Origin of the sequence: Photorhabdus heterorhabditis, assembly GCF_001280945.1 — a bacterium.
GTDB classification, from domain to species: Bacteria; Pseudomonadota; Gammaproteobacteria; order Enterobacterales; family Enterobacteriaceae; genus Photorhabdus; species Photorhabdus heterorhabditis.
This window is the reverse complement of the sequence record NZ_LJCS01000052.1, coordinates 14,885-32,671: the sequence shown is the minus strand read 5'-3', so window position 1 is coordinate 32,671 and position 17,787 is coordinate 14,885. Positions and strand designations below refer to the sequence as shown.

Sequence of the window (17,787 nt, the reverse complement as noted above, 5' to 3'; positions counted from 1 at the left end):
AACTAACTCTTGTTCATTAATATCTATGGAATCACTAGTGTAAAATCTGGAGATTTTTTTAATATTTATTAATAATTGCAGAATAATACTGTTGCTTCGTTTCTATAATATGGTTGGGTGTTCGTGTTGATTCTTAGATAAATATCCTTAAATATATTCAATAAGTATATACCCAATAGATTTCAAGATGGATCGCGACGGCAAGGGAGCGAATCCTCGGGAGCATAGATAACTATGTCATAGATAATTCTGTGACCGGGATGAGTGAGTGCAGCCACCAAAGAAGCAACTTGAAAGGTAATAGGTATAGATGAAGGACGTATCCGTCAGCATCAGGTTGAAATAGGAAAAAGTGTTTTCAGGCCGTTATCGGGAGAGGTCTATATTAGTGAGGTTTTAGCTTCGTTGCTTGCGAAAGCTCAAGTTATCTCAGATCTATTTGAACAATCATTTTTCATCATGGTCCACTTGCCGTATTTACAACCTTTTGCAGATATAAATAAACGAACTTCCCGCCTGGCGGCTAATTTGCCGTTGCTTCGTTCAAATCTATGTCCGTTGACTTTTCTAGATGTACCGGAAGAGGCATATAGCCGCGCAATGCTTGGTGTTTATGAAATGACCAGAGTTGAATGGTGACGAGATCTCTATTTATGGGCTTACGAACGTTCTACTCGAGAATATCTGGTTCTTAAGCAGGAAATTACTGAACCAGACCCGTTAAGGTTACAATATAGAAATACTATTAAGCAGGTTGTCTATCAGGTTGTTGTCACACCGGAAATGGATTCGATTGAGGTTATAGATAAATTGATTTCCAATGAATTAAGTCCATCTGAATGTGACACGTTAAAAGCATGGGTTATTGAGGAATTACGGCGATTGCATGAAGGTGTTTTGGCGAGGTATGGCCTTCGGCCTGCTCAATTTAAACAATGGAAGGGAATACACTGATAATCTTTGCATTCACTCGGTTAAATGGTCATGTGGTTGTTAAGCGTGTTGATGTTAATCATGCCGCTGATTCAGGTAAATTGATTAATTAACTCCTTCACTATGTTTTTGCCCCAGGATTTAAATTTATACGATTAATGACTGGAAATGTGATTCATAAATCTATTTGTATATTGACAGAGCTAAACACCCATCAGTACTTTCATCTCATATTGACCTGACATTTTATGGATAGGGTAATCAACCCAAGTGAATTCTTGATGAAATGGTACAGAACCTTCATAAGATTTTCTTTATTTATCAAATGTATAATTATGGAGGGGCCTGTCAAGTGGTTTCATTGCAATACGATGTCATTCTAATTCTGACTGATGCTTGAAGGAGTCAGTAGGAAATTTAATCTGTTTAGGTAAGGCGTTTTTATACAGAATTATCCTAAAAAAACAGAAAGTAGTATTTTTTTGATCTAAATTTTCGCATTATGTTCTAAAGGTATGCGGAAAAAGTGTTTAAGTGAAGGATTTTAGATGGAAATACCAATTTATTTTCAATACTGGGGTAAGTCGAAGAGTGAGCCAGAGGCTAATAATGCAGATTATCATCTACTTCCTTATCATTGTTTAGATGTGGCGGCTGTAGGAATACAGCTGCTTTCTTTGGAAAGATCGTTGACCAAAGATCTTGCTAATTTTTTGGCATTATCTACGAAGCAATTACAAAGCATCATCTCTTTTGTATTGGCTTTGCACGATATTGGTAAATTTGCGTCTGCTTTTCAAAGATTGTTTTCCCATCAAGCAGTAGGTCTGTTTCAACCCTATTGCTTGAAGAAATATAATGGCCGTTATTTTGGTCATGCTCGTCTGGGGTTGTATTTTTGGGAAAATATCAAAACGAAGTTACTTAAGAGACTGGTTAATATTGAAGGTATTGAGCAAGGAGAGCAGCAAGAAATGCTTGATACCTTAATGGTGTTCATGGATTGTGTATTAGGACATCATGGTCAGCCAATTGATAAAACAGACTATAAAGTGATTAAATGTTTTACTGAACCTCATAATTTTAATGCTGTCACACTTTTTGCCCACCATTTAATTGAATTATTACAACCTAAGTTTCCCATTGAAAAACTACGATCCAAAGAATGGCGGCGGCGATTAGAGCAAGTGAGTTGGCAGTTTGCCGGTATTACAGTATTGGCGGATTGGATTGGTTCTGATAATCACTATTTTAAATATCAATCTGAACCTATGTCATTAACGAATTACTGGCAATATGCCCAAACAGTGGCAGAAAAAGCTGTCATGGCGACAGAATTAGGTAAAGCGCCAATAGTAAAACCATTTATTTCCATTCAGGAATATTACGGATTTGCCGCCACGCCATTGCAACAATGGGCTGAATCAATACCAATAGATAATTCTCCTCAATTATTTATTTTGGAAGATGTATCTGGGGCAGGAAAGACAGAAGCGGCATTAGCGCTCACACATCGTTTGATGCAAGCAAAAGCCGCCGATGGTTTTTATTTCGGTCTGCCTAGTATGGCGACGTCCGATGCGATGTTTAGCCGGATGGCTGAACATTATCAACAAATGCTATCAACAGAAGATGGTAGCAAGCCAGATATTGTTTTAGCTCATGGTACATGGAAGATGAATGAGCAATTTTGTGCCGCTGCCTTGGTTTCAGGATATATAGATAGAAACGATGGTAAAACAGATATCACGGCTTCAGTGCTGTGCAGTCAATGGTTAGCCGATTCACGTAAAAAAGCATTGTTAGCGCCTGTTGGGATCGGGACCATTGATCAAGCGTTATTGGCTGTATTACCAAGGCGCCATCAATCATTGAGATTGTTTGGGCTTAATCACAAGGTATTAATCGTTGATGAGGTCCACGCAGCTGATGAATTTATGTTTAATTTACTGGAAAATTTATTAGCGTTGCATATTTATCAAGGTGGCTCGGCTATTTTATTAACAGCAACACTGACCCTTAAACAGCGTCAACGTTTAGCGGATATTTGGCTGAATGCCGGCGGACTGAATTCTCAATTACTGCAAAAAATTGATTTCCCGCTAGCAACAAAAATAGATTTAAACCCTGTATCACCCATTATTGAACAACCGTTATCGAGTCGAAAAGACGTTAATCGGGAAGTTAAGGTCGAATTCTTAAATAGCTTTGGAAGTTGTGTTGAAAAAGTATTGGCCGCCATTGTACAAGGGCAATGCGTAGTTTGGATTCGAAATACCGTAGACGATGCGATTGAAGCTTATCAGGTGTTGCGAAATTTGCTTACTGAACCTGAACGTTGCTTATTATTTCATAGCCGATTTGTACTGCAACATCGAAAAGAAATTGAAAGTCGTGTGATGACGATTTTTGGTAAAAATAGTTATGGTGAGATGCGCCGGGGTAAGGCGTTAATTGCTACGCGAGTATTTCAGGAAAGTTTAGATACCGATGCTGATGTCATGATTTCAGATATTTGTCCTATCGATGATCTGATTCAGCGAGCTGGACGTTTACATCGCCATACTCGTGATAGTGATGGTATTTATCAACATAGCATTAAAGACTCACGCCCTGCTCCAGTACTATTTGTCCATGCTCCTGACTGGAAGGAGAACCCTGAATCAGATTGGTTAAGCCATAATTTCCGTAACACACAATATGTTTATCGATCTCCTGCACGTCTGTGGTTAGGCATGCGAGTGTTGAGAAAATTAGGTGCAATACGTATGCCTATGGATGCTCGTCAATTAATTGAAGCAGTTTATGGTTATGATGATGAGCAAGTACCTGAAGCGTTAAGACATCGAGAAGATGTGTTAATTGGCGAAGAACGAAGTCAGGCAGCTAAAGCTAAATCTTATTGGTTGCAATGGCAGTTATATGGTTACTGTGATCGAAGTGCTGATAGTTGGTATGAAGATGATTCAGGTATTAATACGCGCTACTGTGATATTGAAACTGTTGAGGTGTTATTACTTAAACAGACTGATTCAGGACAACTCGTGCCATGGGTAAATTCTGCAGAGTTTTCAGTGCCATTAAGTACGGTTAAATTATCTAAAAATAAATATGCGGATAAATTAGCCCCAATTCCGACTAAATTAATTCCGGCTCTCAATAGATTGCAACAGCGGTACCATCAAATTAAATATTTGCAACCTTGGTTGCCAGAAAAAGATCCGAATTTTACTTATTCTTCAACAATAGGCTTTTGTGAAAAATAACAGCAGGAGGTGTTATGAACTTGGTTCAGGACCCGTGGTTGCCTTTCCGCTTACGTGATGGTAGTGAAAAAGTACTGCCCATGAATACGATATGTGATCATGATGTTGTGGACTTCGCTTTACCGCGAGCTGATTTTCAAGGAGCAGCTTACCAATTTGCTATTGGTTTATTGCAAACCGTTTTTGCGCCTGAAGATAAATATCAATGGTATGCCCTGTATGAAACATCACCAGATAAGAAAACATTACAACACGCTTTTAATAAAGTCGTACATGCTTTCAATATTACCGGTACAGGTCCTCTTTTTATGCAGGATTTTGATCCGCTGCAAAAAATAAAATTAACCACTGTTGCTGGGCTGTTAATTGAAGCGCCGGGAGCCAATGGATTAAAGCTTAATACTGATCATTTTGTTAAACGAGGCATCGGTGATGTTATGTCTCTTGAAATGGCCGCTTTAGCACTTTTTACCTTACAAATTAATGCGCCATCAGGTGGTGTGGGACATCGGGTCGGGCTACGGGGAGGAGGGCCATTAACCACGTTAGTATTACCACAACAAACTGATGCAACATTATGGCAAAAATTGTGGTTAAACGTCATTAATCGCAGCGCATGGCATTATTCAGAACCTGATTTAACCAGTGCACAGGTTTTTCCTTGGTTAGAACCAACAAAAGCGAGTGTTGAGCAAGGGACGGAAATTTATTCCGCTGATGTTCATCCTTTACATATGTATTGGGCGATGCCGAGGCGTATACGTCTTGTGGTGGAGAAAAATAAGCAGGTTTGTAAAATTTCAGGTAAGTGTTCTACATTCACTGTTTCTGAATATCGTACACAAAACTATGGTGGTAATTATTCCGGTAATTGGGAACATCCGTTAACGCCTTATAAATGGGACCCCAAAAAAACAGCAGAACATTTATCTATTAAAGGCCAGCCAGGAGGAGTGACATACAAAATCTGGGATGTTTTGGTTTTTAGTCATAGTGACAAAGGGCAACGTTGTGCGCCTGTAGTCAGTCATTTTTATGCTTTATGTCGTGATTTGGCTGAATTGCAAAATGTAATGCCTCGTTTGTGGGTATTTGGCTACGATATGGATAATATGAAAGCACGTTGTTGGTATTCTGTTACTATGCCATTGTTTTTTGTCTTGCCTGAACAACAAGAAAAGGTTCTGAATCAAGTCAAAGAACTACAAAAGCTGGCAACCAATGTGATTTGGCTATGCCGAAACCAAATAAAAGCGGCTTGGTTTGAAAAACCTGTTGATGTAAAAGGCGACATTTCTTTTATTGATCTTATTTTCTGGCAACGCAGTGAGTCTTTATTTTTTTCAGTTATTCATCAACTTATCGATAATACAAAACAGAATGAGCCTATTCTTACGCAGGAGCAAGCTAAACATTGGCTCAATACATTGCGCCATCTTTGTAGAGATTTATTTGATGAACATATTACATTATCTGGGCTTGGCAATGAGCGTTCAATGGCGAAACGCATCAAGGCACGTCAGCAGTTAATAATGGGGCTGTATGGGCAATATGCTTTAAAAGAGATCAAAATATTTATTTCCAATAACCATATTCAATCTGGTAAACAGGAAGTGTAATGGACAGTAAAATTGAAACCATATTATTGCGTTGGTGGCAAAGTATGTTTTTGTCGCCAGAACAATTAAAAGAGAAAGGTATTGCTCCAGCGCCTTCTACTTATAAAGCTCAACTAAAACGCTGTGAAAATATTGAAATGGCCATGTTAACCGAAAGTTTTCGGGATTTATGGCTCAGCTTACCTGATGAAATTAGCTTATCTAACAATCCGGTAAAAATAGAATATTGGGCAACGATAGCGGTGTCATTAGTTTATGTTAAAAGTAACAGTAACATTAAATTCGCCGTGGCAGCAGGTAGGAAAGGCGGTGGAAATAGATCGGTCGTCAGTGAATTGAGATTTTCACAGCTACAAAGTGCCAGAACACCGAACGAATTATTGCACCAATTACGTCGAATTTTACAACAAGTAAAGGGCAATATTTCGGTTCTGGCCCTAGCTCAGGATATTGAGGAATGGTTTGCTGAATATAGACAACTACCACCCTATGAGGCCAATAAGCGTATTAATGTGAAGTGGGTTGTGGATTATTACCGTGCTGCAAGTGGAAAATCGATTGATTTATCAGATCTTCATTAGTTAATTTTAGGATAATCATTATGAGTCAGTTTATTCAATTACACCTGTTAACTTCCTATGCGCCATCTAATCTTAACCGCGATGATTTAGGTCGTCCTAAGACAGCCAAAATGGGTGGTTTTGAACGTTTACGTGTAAGTTCTCAAAGTTTGAAACGCCATTGGCGTACTTCTGAATTATTTGAGCAGGCGTTATCAGAGAATATTGGCATTCGCACAAAGCGTTTTGGTATTAAGGTATTTGAAGCTTTGATCAGTGCTGGGGTGAAAGAAAAATCAGCTAAGGCATTGGCTTCAAGTATTGCTGGTGTTTTTGGAAAAACTAAAAAAGATGCTTTAGAAATTGAACAGTTGGCACATATCAGCCCGGCAGAGCAGCGGTCTGTTATGTCGCTGGTTGCAGTGCTGGCAGAAGAAGGCCGAGCGCCGACATCCGAAGAACTTAATTTGTTAAAAGCTGAGCAAACTGCTGTAGATATTGCTTTGTTTGGTCGAATGCTAGCTTCAAGTCCTGCATTTAACGTCGAAGCCGCTTGCCAGGTTGCTCATGCTATTAGTGTACATACTGTTGTCGTTGAAGATGACTATTTTACGGCGGTGGATGATTTAAATGATGGTAAGGTAGATACGGGTTCAGCCCATATTGGAGAGGCGGGTTTTGCGGCTGCGCTGTTTTACAGCTACATCTGTATTAATAAAACGCAATTGATAGAGAATTTGGGCGGTGATGAAGTGCTTGCTAATAAAGCGATTAAAGCATTGACAGAAGCCGCTGTAAAAATATCGCCAACGGGTAAACAAAATAGTTTCGCTTCTCGTGCTTATGCCAGTTTTGCTCTCGCTGAAAAAGGTGAACAACAACCTCGTTCTTTATCTGTCTCATTTTTAAAACCGATAAATGACAGTAACCAAGGCCCATCTGCAATTAATGCATTAGAAAAGCAAATGCAAAATATTGATAAGGTTTATGGTGATTGTGCTGATGAGCGATATACATTCAACACATTCACCGGAGAAGGGCGTTTGACTGAACTGCTTGAATTTGTGGCTCGGTAGTGGGAGGGCAGAATGAAAGCGTATTTAGTCTTTCGCTTATATGGTTCTATGGCAAGTTGGGGCCAGTCAGCGGTTGGGGGAGAAAGGCCAACGGGATTATATCCTGGTCGTTCTGCAATTTTGGGGTTATTGGGGGCAGCGTTAGGTATTCGACGAGATAATGAATCTGAGTTAGTAAAATTACAAAAAAGTGTATTGATAGCAATTAAGCAAACTATTCCTGGTTCTTTAATACGTGATTACCATACGACACAAGTCCCGACGCACGATAATAACGTCGTTCATCAGAGCCGTAAAAGTGAATTAAGTGCAGATAAACTTAATACCATATTATCGAATCGTGATTATCGTTGTGATGGTATTTGGATAGTCGCTATTGCATTAACTGGGCACGCTTCTTTTACGCTTGAACAACTGCGGGATGCTTTACTTAAACCTGTATTTGTTTTGCACCTTGGACGTAAATCTTGCCCGCCAGCTTTACCTCTTTGCCCTAAATTGATTGAATTATCGACATTAAAAGGTGCATTGGATACGCCTTTTCCATCGCTGACTCATTCTGATAAAGAAGATAAATCATGGTTAAGAGCAGATGGTTTTGTTACTTATTTTTGGGAAGGAAATAAAGATGAAATGATCTCTACAAATACCTTAATAAACTATCCTTGGGATGAGCCGATTAACCGAGGACGTTGGCAATTCAGGCAACGTATTATGTATCAATTTTCTGTTGAGGAGGGTGTTGATGTATCTATCTAAAATTATGCTCCGACAATCAAGCCAGACAGCAAATATATTGGAAAAACTTGGTGAAAATGGTGTTTATACTTCTCATCAATTGTTATGGAAATTATTTTCAGCAGACGAAAAACGTCATTTTTTATTTCGGCAAGAAATTGGAATGATAGGATTACCTGTGTTTTATGTTTTGTCTAAAACTTCACCGCAAACTGAATCACCATTATTCGATGTTCAAACGAAAGCATTTTATCCCCTCTTAAAAGAGGGACAACGTTTAGCTTTCAAATTACGTGTCAATCCGACAGTCTGTATTATCGATCCTTTTGGTAAACGCCGGCGTCATGACGTCTTGATGCATGCTAAGTTTCAGGCAAAACAGCGGGGGGAAACTGGACAGAAAAAAATAAAGGTTATGATGGAGGATGCTGCCCGTAATTGGCTCCTGAATAATCGTCGTATGCAGCAATGGGGTATCCAGTTTGATGATTTATTGGATATTGAAGGTTATACCCAGCATCGAAGCGTAAAAAAGAGAGGGCAGAAAATACAATTTTCTAGTGTCGATTTTCAAGGTCTTTTGACCATTACTAATAGTGATTTGTATTTGGCTCAGTACGCAAAAGGTTTTGGTCGGGCTAAGGCTATGGGATGCGGATTAATGTTAATCAGAGCTGTATGATGGCGTTTTTATTGAAAATCGTAATTCAATAATCTTGATTGGGATAAGCGTATTGATGTTAAAGTGTTTGTGTCCGTAAAACTTATTAGGTTGTAGCTTAACAAAGGGCACATTTATGATTCAAACGCGTGGTAAAAGCAATACTGTTAACTAATGCATTAATATTGCGATTTCCTTGATAGAATGGGAATTAGTCGCTATTCTAAAAAGTATATACCCAATAGATTTCAATTTGCAGCGCGGCGGCAAGAGAACGCATCCCCAGGAGCATAGATAACGATGTGACCGGGGTAAGTGAACGCAGCCAACAAAGCAGCAATTTGAAGGATGAAGGGTATGGGTAGAATGATTACCCTGTTCCTCACGCTTGTGGGGATGCACAGAAACCTCTGTGACGTTTGGACCAGAAAGAATATGTCCCCTTGCTCAATGGGATAAACCGTTATAATTAACGATGAGAGATAGCGCTAATGAGTGTTCCTTGTACCTACGGGGATAAACCAAACTCGATAAACCTCATCAATGAGAGAATTTGAGTGTTCCTTGTGTTTACGGGGATAAACCAGAGTATTTAAAATGGATAAATCATTTTTCTGAGATGTTCCTCGTCTTTACGGGGATAAACCGCGTCAAGAGTGATGCTTTGTTAAGCTCGCTCAATGTTCCCCGTCTCTACGGGGATGAACCCAGTAGTGCTCTAAGTAGCATCAAGCTAAGGAAATGTTCCCTGTAACTGTATACCTACGGGGATAAACCGTACGAAAATGACACTACTGATTTGTCTTCCTTACGTTCCCTGTCTCTATGGGATGAACCGGACAGTAACAGGGATGTAACTAGTAGCAATCTGTGTTCCTTGTTCCTACGAGGATAACTACTTTTGTGAATGTCAGGCTAAAGGTGACTCGTAAACGTTTCTTGTATGCGGGGATGAACCGAACTGATACTGATGTATTTTCGGTTTGGGAAAGAGTTCCCTTTGCTCACGGGGATAAACCGAACAGTTAGCGTTTAATTCAGCCGAGATATACCATGTTCCCCGTCCTTACGGGGATAAACCGCTAAAAACAGAGCTATTCCTGTCTACGGCAATGCGTTCCTTGTGGTCTACGAGGATCAACCTGATTCGGGTTTTATAGTGATGGTAGGGTAAAAGAGTTCCTCGTGTTTGCGGGGATAAACCGATAATAGAAAAGAGTTAAGTAATGAGAGTAAAGTGTTCCCTGTGCTGATGGGGATACGGTGGTTATGTGTTGTTTATTGAGCATCTGTGAGTAATTTGTACTGGTAAGGTTGCTAATGGCACCGCCATCTTGCCGATGCTCTTTTAGCCAATTGATGATTTTTTCTTGTAACTCTCCTTCTAGCTCATCCAGTTTCTCAGCAAGTTCACCGTGGTTTTCCTGTAAATCATTAGTGATAGTAAATGCCATCCCTTTTAGGGCGTAGTAGAACCACCGGTTGCTCCTGCAATATCACTTGCTGATATGAACGACGGTGATTAAGCTGTTGCGCCCATAAATCATGACTACGATAAGCCCAGTACCTGCTGTTATCACTGAGCAAAAACTGCCGTAAGCCCTCGATAGGGTGGGGGAAGCCACTTCAGTTCGAGTGAATTGTCACTGTGTAAAACAGTGACAATTCATTCATGCTGCATATGTGGCAATGATTGAGAACCGTTGGAAGATCGATGGGAACTGTATTCTCAATTTCCAGGAAATAAATGGAGATGGATCAACGTGGATCGATACTGGGCGCACTTATTTAAAATTCCACATTGTAGGCTTTATTTAGCTCCCAGAAACACTCTTCAACTCTTCCTTTAATTTCATAGTCTGTGATGGATTCCAGGCTTTTTCTGACTTTATCGACAAACTTTATTTTATTTTCTCTGGTTTCAAGTTCTGGTGGGATTGTACAGATATCAGCTAATGATATATTTTTTTCTTTATCTGCGGCAGCAAGGACATCAACAGGATTATTGATTAATGCAATGGAGAGTGCGTAGAGTATCTCTTTGGAAAAATCAAGATGCATACTTTGAGTTAATTTGAAGGCTAACTTTACCCAGTTGCTATCACCAGTAGTAATTTTGTGAGTTATTTCTTGTCTGACACCTGTCTCTCCTAATTCTGCAACAACAGAGTTGACACCTCTGTTTGTAATCTCTCTGGCAATATCATTGGCTGTAAAGGTTGGTGATAAAGCAAGTGTTGGAAGACTGGTAAACAAAGTTGAATACAATAAGAGTAGAGCTTTTAGTAGGGGCATTAATATTTCCAGTATTTATAGTTGAGTAAGTATAGTGATATATGAATCAAGTATTTGAAATATTTTATTTAAAATTCAGTGTAATCAGAATGAATATTATCCAGATAATTTAGTATCACAGCAGTAAATGCATAATGTTCATTAAGATACTTACTATATATGAAGGGTAATTTGATTAATATAATTTATTGAAATGATAATGGAAATATGGGAGCCGAAACGCTCCCTGTGTTGATTAAATATCGAGGTAGTCGAGAATACTTTGTGCTGCTTTACGCCCTTCGGCAATCGCTGTTACAACCAGATCAGAGCCACGGACGGCATCTCCGCCAGCAAATATCTGAGGATTACTGGTCTGGAAAGGAATATCAGAAAATTCTGGTGCGACGATACGTCCTTGTTTATCTAGTGTAACTTGATGGTCATTTAGCCAATTCATTGTATGTGCTCTAAAACCAAATGCCATAATCACCGCATCAGCTTCGAGTAGATGTTCTGAACCAGTGATAATTTCAGCTTGGCGGCGTCCATTCTCATCAGGTTTACCTAATTGAGTCTGTACCATTTTTATTCCACAAACTTGACCTGAACTGTTGATTTCAATGCTGATAGGTTGCAGGTTAAACAAAAATTCCACGCCTTCTTCTTTGGCATTTTTCACTTCGCGGCGGGAACCCGGCATGTTTATTTCGTCACGGCGATAAGCGCAGGTAACAGAAGCCGCTTTTTGGCGAATAGAAGTTCTGACGCAATCCATTGCAGTATCGCCACCACCGAGGACCACAACCCGTTTACCACGCATATCTATCAAAGGTTGTGATTGTAGAGCGGGATAGCCCATTAGATGCCGGGTATTAGCAATTAGGAATGGCAGTGCATCATAAACGCCATTAGCATCTTCGTTTGCCAGTTCCCCACGCACCGACTGATAAGTTCCTACACCAAGAAATACAGCATCAAACTGTTCAGTCAGTTCAGACAGGGCAAGATCTTTACCTATTTCGGTATTGAGCCGGAACTCAATTCCCATCTCAGAAAAAATTTTACGGCGTCGTAGCATCACCTCTTTTTCTAGTTTAAATGCAGGTATGCCAAAAGTGAGTAACCCGCCTATTTCTGGGTGACGATCAAAAACGACAGTTTGTACACCATTACGGGTCAATACATCAGCACAAGCCAGTCCGGCAGGGCCTGCGCCAATAATAGCGACTTGTTTGCCCGTTGGTTGAACTTGTGACATATCCGGCTTCCAGCCCATAGCAATCGCTTTATCATTGATATAGCGTTCAATATTACCGATAGTCACGGCACCAAACTCGTCATTCAAAGTACAGGCGCCTTCACAAAGGCGATCCTGTGGACAAACGCGGCCACAGACTTCCGGCAGGCTGTTTGTCTGATGGGACAAATCAGCCGCTTCCATGATACGCCCTTCATTGGCAAGTTTGAGCCAATTCGGAATATAGTTATGAACAGGGCATTTCCATTCGCAATAAGGGTTACCGCATGAAAGGCAGCGATCTGCCTGTGTTTGTGCCTGGACTTCTGAAAATGACTCATAGATTTCTACAAATTCTATTTTGCGGATCTTCAGCGGTTTTTTAGGCGGATCGACGCGCTGTAAGTCGATAAATTGATATACATTCTGACTCATCTTGACTCCTTACTGCGCCTGAATTCGCAATTCTGCGGAAGAACGACTGCGATGTCCCAGAAGGGCTTTTACATCACTGGATTTGGGTTTCACAAGTGCAAATTTACTCAGCCACTGTTGCCAGTTAGCAAGAATATCTTCACCACGTTGGGAACCGGTCAAAAGAACGTGTTCAGTGATAAGCCCTCTCAAATGTTCTTCGTGGATAGCCAAGGTATCTACTGCCAGTACTTCAACTAATTCTGGATTAACTCGTTTGCGAAAATCAGCATTTTCATCCAGAACATAAGCAAAGCCGCCGGTCATTCCTGCACCAAAGTTTATTCCAGTACGTCCGAGAATACAGACTATACCGCCTGTCATGTATTCGCAGCCATTATCTCCAATACCTTCTACAACGGTAATCGCACCTGAATTGCGAACGGCAAAGCGTTCTCCGGCACGCCCGGCAGCAAACAGCTTGCCTGCGGTTGCACCGTAGAGACATGTGTTACCAATAATGGTTGCTTGATGGCTTTTGAAGGCAGATCCCACGGGTGGGTGTATTACAATACAGCCACCCGCCATGCCTTTACCGACATAATCATTGGCATCACCGATAAGTGTGAGTTCCAGGCCGCCAGCATTCCAAACACCAAAACTTTGACCCGCAGTGCCATTAAAATGAATTTTTATTGGAGCCGCTGCGATCCCTTGATTACCATATCGCTCAGCAATAAAGCCAGAAAGAGAAGCTCCGACTGAGCGATCGGTATTACGGATATCAAAATAGAAAGTTTTACTTTTTTGATTTTCAATATAACTGACGGCTTGAGACAGTAAGTTTTTATTCAGGACTCCATCATCAAATGGTGGGTTGTTTTCAGTGCAATATAATGTCTTGCCCTGATGTGGTTCCGCTGTTGCCAATAGAGGTTCAAGATTTAATTTGCTTTGTTTTGCTGAGATGCCTTCCAATACTTCAAGTAGATCAGTTCTGCCTATCAGATCAGTCAGATTTCTGATACCTAATTCAGCCATGATCTCTCTGGTTTCACGGGCAATAAAACGGAAATAATTCATGACCCGTTCAGGTAATCCGTGGTAGTGGTCACGGCGTAATTTTTCATCCTGAGTTGCGACACCCGTTGCGCAGTTATTTAGATGGCAGATACGCAGATATTTGCATCCAAGGGCAACCATTGGCCCAGTGCCGAAACCGAAACTTTCAGCGCCAAGAATGGCTGCTTTGATGATGTCTACGCCTGTTTTCAGTCCGCCATCTACCTGTAAGCGGATCTTATGGCGTAATCCGTTGGCAACCAGAGCTTGTTGGGTTTCCACTAATCCTAATTCCCACGGGCATCCGGCATATTTCACAGATGACAATGGGCTAGCACCAGTACCGCCATCATAACCTGCGATAGTAATTAAATCGGCATAAGCTTTAGCAACACCGGTTGCAATTGTGCCAACTCCCGGTTCTGAAACCAGTTTTACTGAGATCAATGCCTTGGGGTTGATCTGTTTTAGATCGAAAATCAACTGAGCGAGATCTTCAATCGAGTAAATGTCGTGATGTGGTGGTGGAGAAATGAGTGTGATACCTGGTACGGAATAACGTAATTTTGCAATATAAGGTGTCACTTTATCACCTGGTAACTGCCCTCCTTCCCCAGGTTTAGCGCCTTGTGCTACTTTAATTTGAATCACATCAGCGTTGACCAGATAGGCGGGTGTCACGCCAAATCGACCGGAAGCAACTTGTTTGATACGGGAAACCTTTTTTGTACCGTAACGCGCGGGATCTTCTCCACCTTCACCAGAGTTGGAAAAGCCACCTAGTGTATTCATTGCTTCAGCCAGAGCTTCGTGTGCTTCAGGGCTTAATGCACCAATCGACATTGCGGCAGTATCAAAGCGTTTAAACAGCTCTTCGGCTGATTCCACTTCATCTATGGATATAGATTCATCTTTTGTTTTTATCGTCAGCAAATCACGGATTGTCGTAATGGGTCGCTGATTAACCAGACGAGCATATTTCAAGTAGTCGCTGTATTCACCGCTATGAACTGCAGATTGTAGAGCACTTACGACATCTGGGTTATAAGCATGATATTCGCCATTATGAACATATTTTAGCAATCCTCCCTGATCAACCGGCTGGCGGGCAAGCCATGCCCGTTTGGATAAATTTCTCAGATCTTGCTCAAAATCACTGAAGTTAGCCCCTCCAATCCGGCTGATGACGCCGTTGAAGCAAAACTCAGTGAGTTCAGAATGTAAGCCAACGGATTCAAACAATTTAGAACAACGATAGGAAGCAATCGTCGAGATACCCATTTTCGACATGATTTTATATAGCCCTTTATTGATGCCATTGCGGTAGTTGAGCATGACATCAGCATAAGGTTTGTTAATCGTGCCATTATCGACCATTTTTGCCAGTGATTCGTAAGCCAGATAGGGGTAGATAGCTGTTGCACCAAATCCCAGTAGTACAGTGAAATGATGCGGATCACGGGCACTGGCTGTTTCTACTATCAGATTGGTATCACAGCGCAAACTTTTTTCTACCAGACGATGTTGAATAGCACCAACAGCCATGGGGGCGGGTATTGGTAATTTTTCTGGTGTAATATTGCGGTCAGATAATATCAGTAGTACCGCACCATCTCTGGCGAGTTGTTCAGCCTGGTCACACAGTACAAGCAGGGCATTGTGCAGATGGGTTTCCTGTGGATTGAACGTTAAGTCTAAGCGTTCTGTGCGGTAATGTGGACTCTGCTGAGTGGTTAATTGATGAAAATCAGAGTAGAGCAGAATCGGGGATTTAAAACTTAGCCGATGTGCCTGTCCCTCCGCTTCACAAAATACATTCATCTCACGTCCTATGCAGGTTGTGAGAGACATAACATGTGCTTCGCGCAGTGGATCGATGGGTGGATTAGTGACTTGAGCGAATTGTTGACGGAAATAGTCATAAATAATTCGTGGGCGGCTGGAGAATACAGCAAACGGAGTATCATCACCCATTGAACCTGTTGCTTCTTGGCCGTTTTCTCCCAGAACACGGATAATTTGATCCAATTCTTCATTGCTGTAGGCAAATTGCTTGTGATAAACCGCCAGGGATTGATCGTCCAGATCCCGGTGACCCGATTGATCTTGTCGTAATTCTTCGAATGGGGTAAGGCGTTTAACGTTTTTATCCATCCATTCTTTATATGGATGGCGGCTTTTCAGGTCGTTATCGGTTTCTTCTGCATGAAGAATGCGGCCTTGGCGGGTATCAATCACCATGAGTTCACCGGGACCGACTCGTCCTTTTTCTATTACTTCATCTGGCTGATAATCCCAGATACCGATTTCGGAAGCACAGGTGATCAGTTTATCTTTTGTGATGACATAACGTGCCGGGCGCAGGCCATTACGATCTAGGTTACAAGCAGCATAGCGGCCATCTGACATGACGATACCGGCAGGACCATCCCATGGCTCCATGTGCATGGAGTTGAAGTCAAAGAAAGCTCGCAGATCCTCATCCATATCAGGGTTGTTTTGCCATGCAGGAGGAACCAGTAGCCGCATAGCACGGATGAGATCCATTCCACCATTGAGAAACAGTTCTAGCATATTATCGAGTGAGCTGGAGTCTGATCCTGTTTCGTTTACGAAAGGGGCGGCAGTTTGTAAATCAGGAATAAGCGGAGTTTTGAATTTATAGGCTCTTGCCCGTGCCCACTCGCGGTTACCATTTATCGTATTTATTTCACCATTATGAGCGAGATAGCGGAAAGGTTGTGCTAGTGGCCAGCGTGGGACTGTATTGGTTGAGAAACGTTGATGAAACAAGCAAATAGCTGATTCTAGACGTAAATCAGCTAGATCAGGATAGAAGCGGGGCAAATCTGCCGCCATGCATAATCCTTTATAGATAGTGACCAGATTGGACAAACTGCAAACATAAAAGTCACTGTCGCTGATGCGTTTTTCTATTCGGCGGCGGGCAATGAAGAGACGGCGTTCTAGATCTCGTGCGCGCCAGCCAGCAGGAGCATTAACAAAAACCTGTTCGATACGGGGGAGGCTTGAAAGGGCTATTTCACCCAAAATATCAATGTTGGTCGGTACCTCACGCCAGCCAACGACTGACAGAGTTTCATTTTGTAACTCCTGTTCGACTATTTCCCGGCAGGCTTGTGCAATCTGAGAGTTCTGGCTGAGAAATAACATACCGACTGCGTAATTACGAGCTAAACGCCACTCTTGCTCCTGCGCGACCATACGAAAAAAACGGTCGGGTTTTTGCAGTAATAAACCACAACCATCACCTGTTTTACCATCTGCCAGGATAGCACCACGATGTTGCATGCGCGCCAGTGCATGGATAGCGGTACGAACGACTTTGTGGCTTGGCTCCCCTTCGATATGGGCTATCAGTCCAAAACCACAGTTATCCTTTTCTTGAGATTTGTTATATAGCATAGTGAACCTCCCCAGGTTCTGTCCGACTCTCACAGAAACTCACAAAAATTTGTGAGATTAATGTTTTTACGGGTGTCTGAATTGCGTCCTTAATCAACTATCACTTGTTTGTTAGAAATAGGTGATACAAACAATATTGTGTCACTGCATAATTATGGTTCAGATGAGGATCTGACTGATGATTTCCAGTGGCTTTCCAAATTAACGAGAAATGTAAATCAGGTCAAATATTGCCGGGATAAGGCTGAAATCGGTAAAATGTTGATTTAATTTTATGATTTTTAAGTAAAAAATGTAATGTTGGTGTTGTGTGATATAGATCATGTTGGAATTTTAATGTGAGCTATCTCACTAATATTAGTGTGATATCTGTTTTATATATACTGTTAAATGTTTATTTTTCAGATTTAAAGTCTGACAAACTAAAACTATATAGTATTAATATATATTTTTATTTCTTTATAAGAATAAAGTTTTATCCTCATTGTGGTTATCAACATGGTAAAAAAGAATTTTAT

The 17,787-nt window shown here is 41.1% G+C and carries 11 protein-coding genes; 7 read left to right on the top strand and 4 right to left on the bottom strand.

What is annotated here, in order from left to right; translation table 11 throughout:
- Positions 1-300: 300 nt before the first annotated feature.
- The 7 genes from AM629_RS24690 (at position 301) to cas6e (ending at position 8,874) form a co-directional block, all read left to right on the top strand.
- Complete coding sequence (locus AM629_RS24690) at positions 301-639, top strand: Fic family protein (RefSeq protein WP_338049402.1); 339 nt, start codon at positions 301-303, stop codon at positions 637-639.
- An 842-nt stretch (positions 640-1,481) separates the two neighbouring features.
- Positions 1,482-4,199, top strand: a complete 2,718-nt coding sequence (locus AM629_RS15940) for a CRISPR-associated helicase/endonuclease Cas3 (RefSeq protein WP_054480251.1) — start codon at positions 1,482-1,484, stop codon at positions 4,197-4,199.
- Between the two features lie 14 nt (positions 4,200-4,213).
- The gene (gene casA / locus AM629_RS15935; protein ID WP_054480250.1) at positions 4,214-5,818 is read left to right on the top strand and encodes a type I-E CRISPR-associated protein Cse1/CasA; all 1,605 of its coding nucleotides are present in this window, start codon (positions 4,214-4,216) and stop codon (positions 5,816-5,818) included.
- Complete coding sequence (gene casB, locus AM629_RS15930; protein ID WP_054480249.1) at positions 5,818-6,399, top strand: type I-E CRISPR-associated protein Cse2/CasB; 582 nt, start codon at positions 5,818-5,820, stop codon at positions 6,397-6,399. Before casA ends, casB begins: the two co-directional genes overlap by 1 nt.
- Before the next feature lie 20 nt (positions 6,400-6,419).
- On the top strand, positions 6,420-7,454 hold the full coding sequence (gene cas7e / locus AM629_RS15925) for a type I-E CRISPR-associated protein Cas7/Cse4/CasC (protein ID WP_054480248.1): 1,035 nt from the start codon (positions 6,420-6,422) through the stop codon (positions 7,452-7,454).
- Between the two features lie 12 nt (positions 7,455-7,466).
- A complete protein-coding gene (cas5e, locus tag AM629_RS15920) occupies positions 7,467-8,213 on the top strand; it encodes a type I-E CRISPR-associated protein Cas5/CasD (protein WP_054480247.1) in 747 nt (248 codons plus the stop codon).
- Positions 8,214-8,250: 37 nt separating this feature from the next.
- Complete coding sequence (cas6e, locus tag AM629_RS15915) at positions 8,251-8,874, top strand: type I-E CRISPR-associated protein Cas6/Cse3/CasE (protein ID WP_235525491.1); 624 nt, start codon at positions 8,251-8,253, stop codon at positions 8,872-8,874.
- A gap of 1,133 nt (positions 8,875-10,007) precedes the next feature.
- Here the strand turns inward: cas6e and AM629_RS15910 are convergent.
- The 4 genes from AM629_RS15910 to gltB all read right to left on the bottom strand — a co-directional run bounded on the left by AM629_RS15910 (position 10,008) and on the right by gltB (position 17,269).
- Positions 10,008-10,307 carry a hypothetical protein gene (locus tag AM629_RS15910; protein WP_054480245.1) on the bottom strand — a complete coding sequence of 100 codons (300 nt, stop codon included), beginning with the start codon at positions 10,305-10,307 and terminating at the stop codon, positions 10,008-10,010.
- A 334-nt stretch (positions 10,308-10,641) separates the two neighbouring features.
- Positions 10,642-11,148: a hypothetical protein gene (locus tag AM629_RS15905; RefSeq protein ID WP_054480244.1), complete on the bottom strand. Its 507-nt coding sequence runs from the start codon at positions 11,146-11,148 to the stop codon at positions 10,642-10,644.
- Between the two features lie 235 nt (positions 11,149-11,383).
- Positions 11,384-12,802, bottom strand: coding sequence for a glutamate synthase small subunit (locus AM629_RS15900; RefSeq protein WP_054480243.1), 1,419 nt, complete (start codon positions 12,800-12,802; stop codon positions 11,384-11,386).
- Positions 12,803-12,811: 9 nt separating this feature from the next.
- On the bottom strand, positions 12,812-17,269 hold the full coding sequence (gene gltB / locus AM629_RS15895; protein ID WP_054480242.1) for a glutamate synthase large subunit: 4,458 nt from the start codon (positions 17,267-17,269) through the stop codon (positions 12,812-12,814).
- Positions 17,270-17,787: the final 518 nt, after the last annotated feature.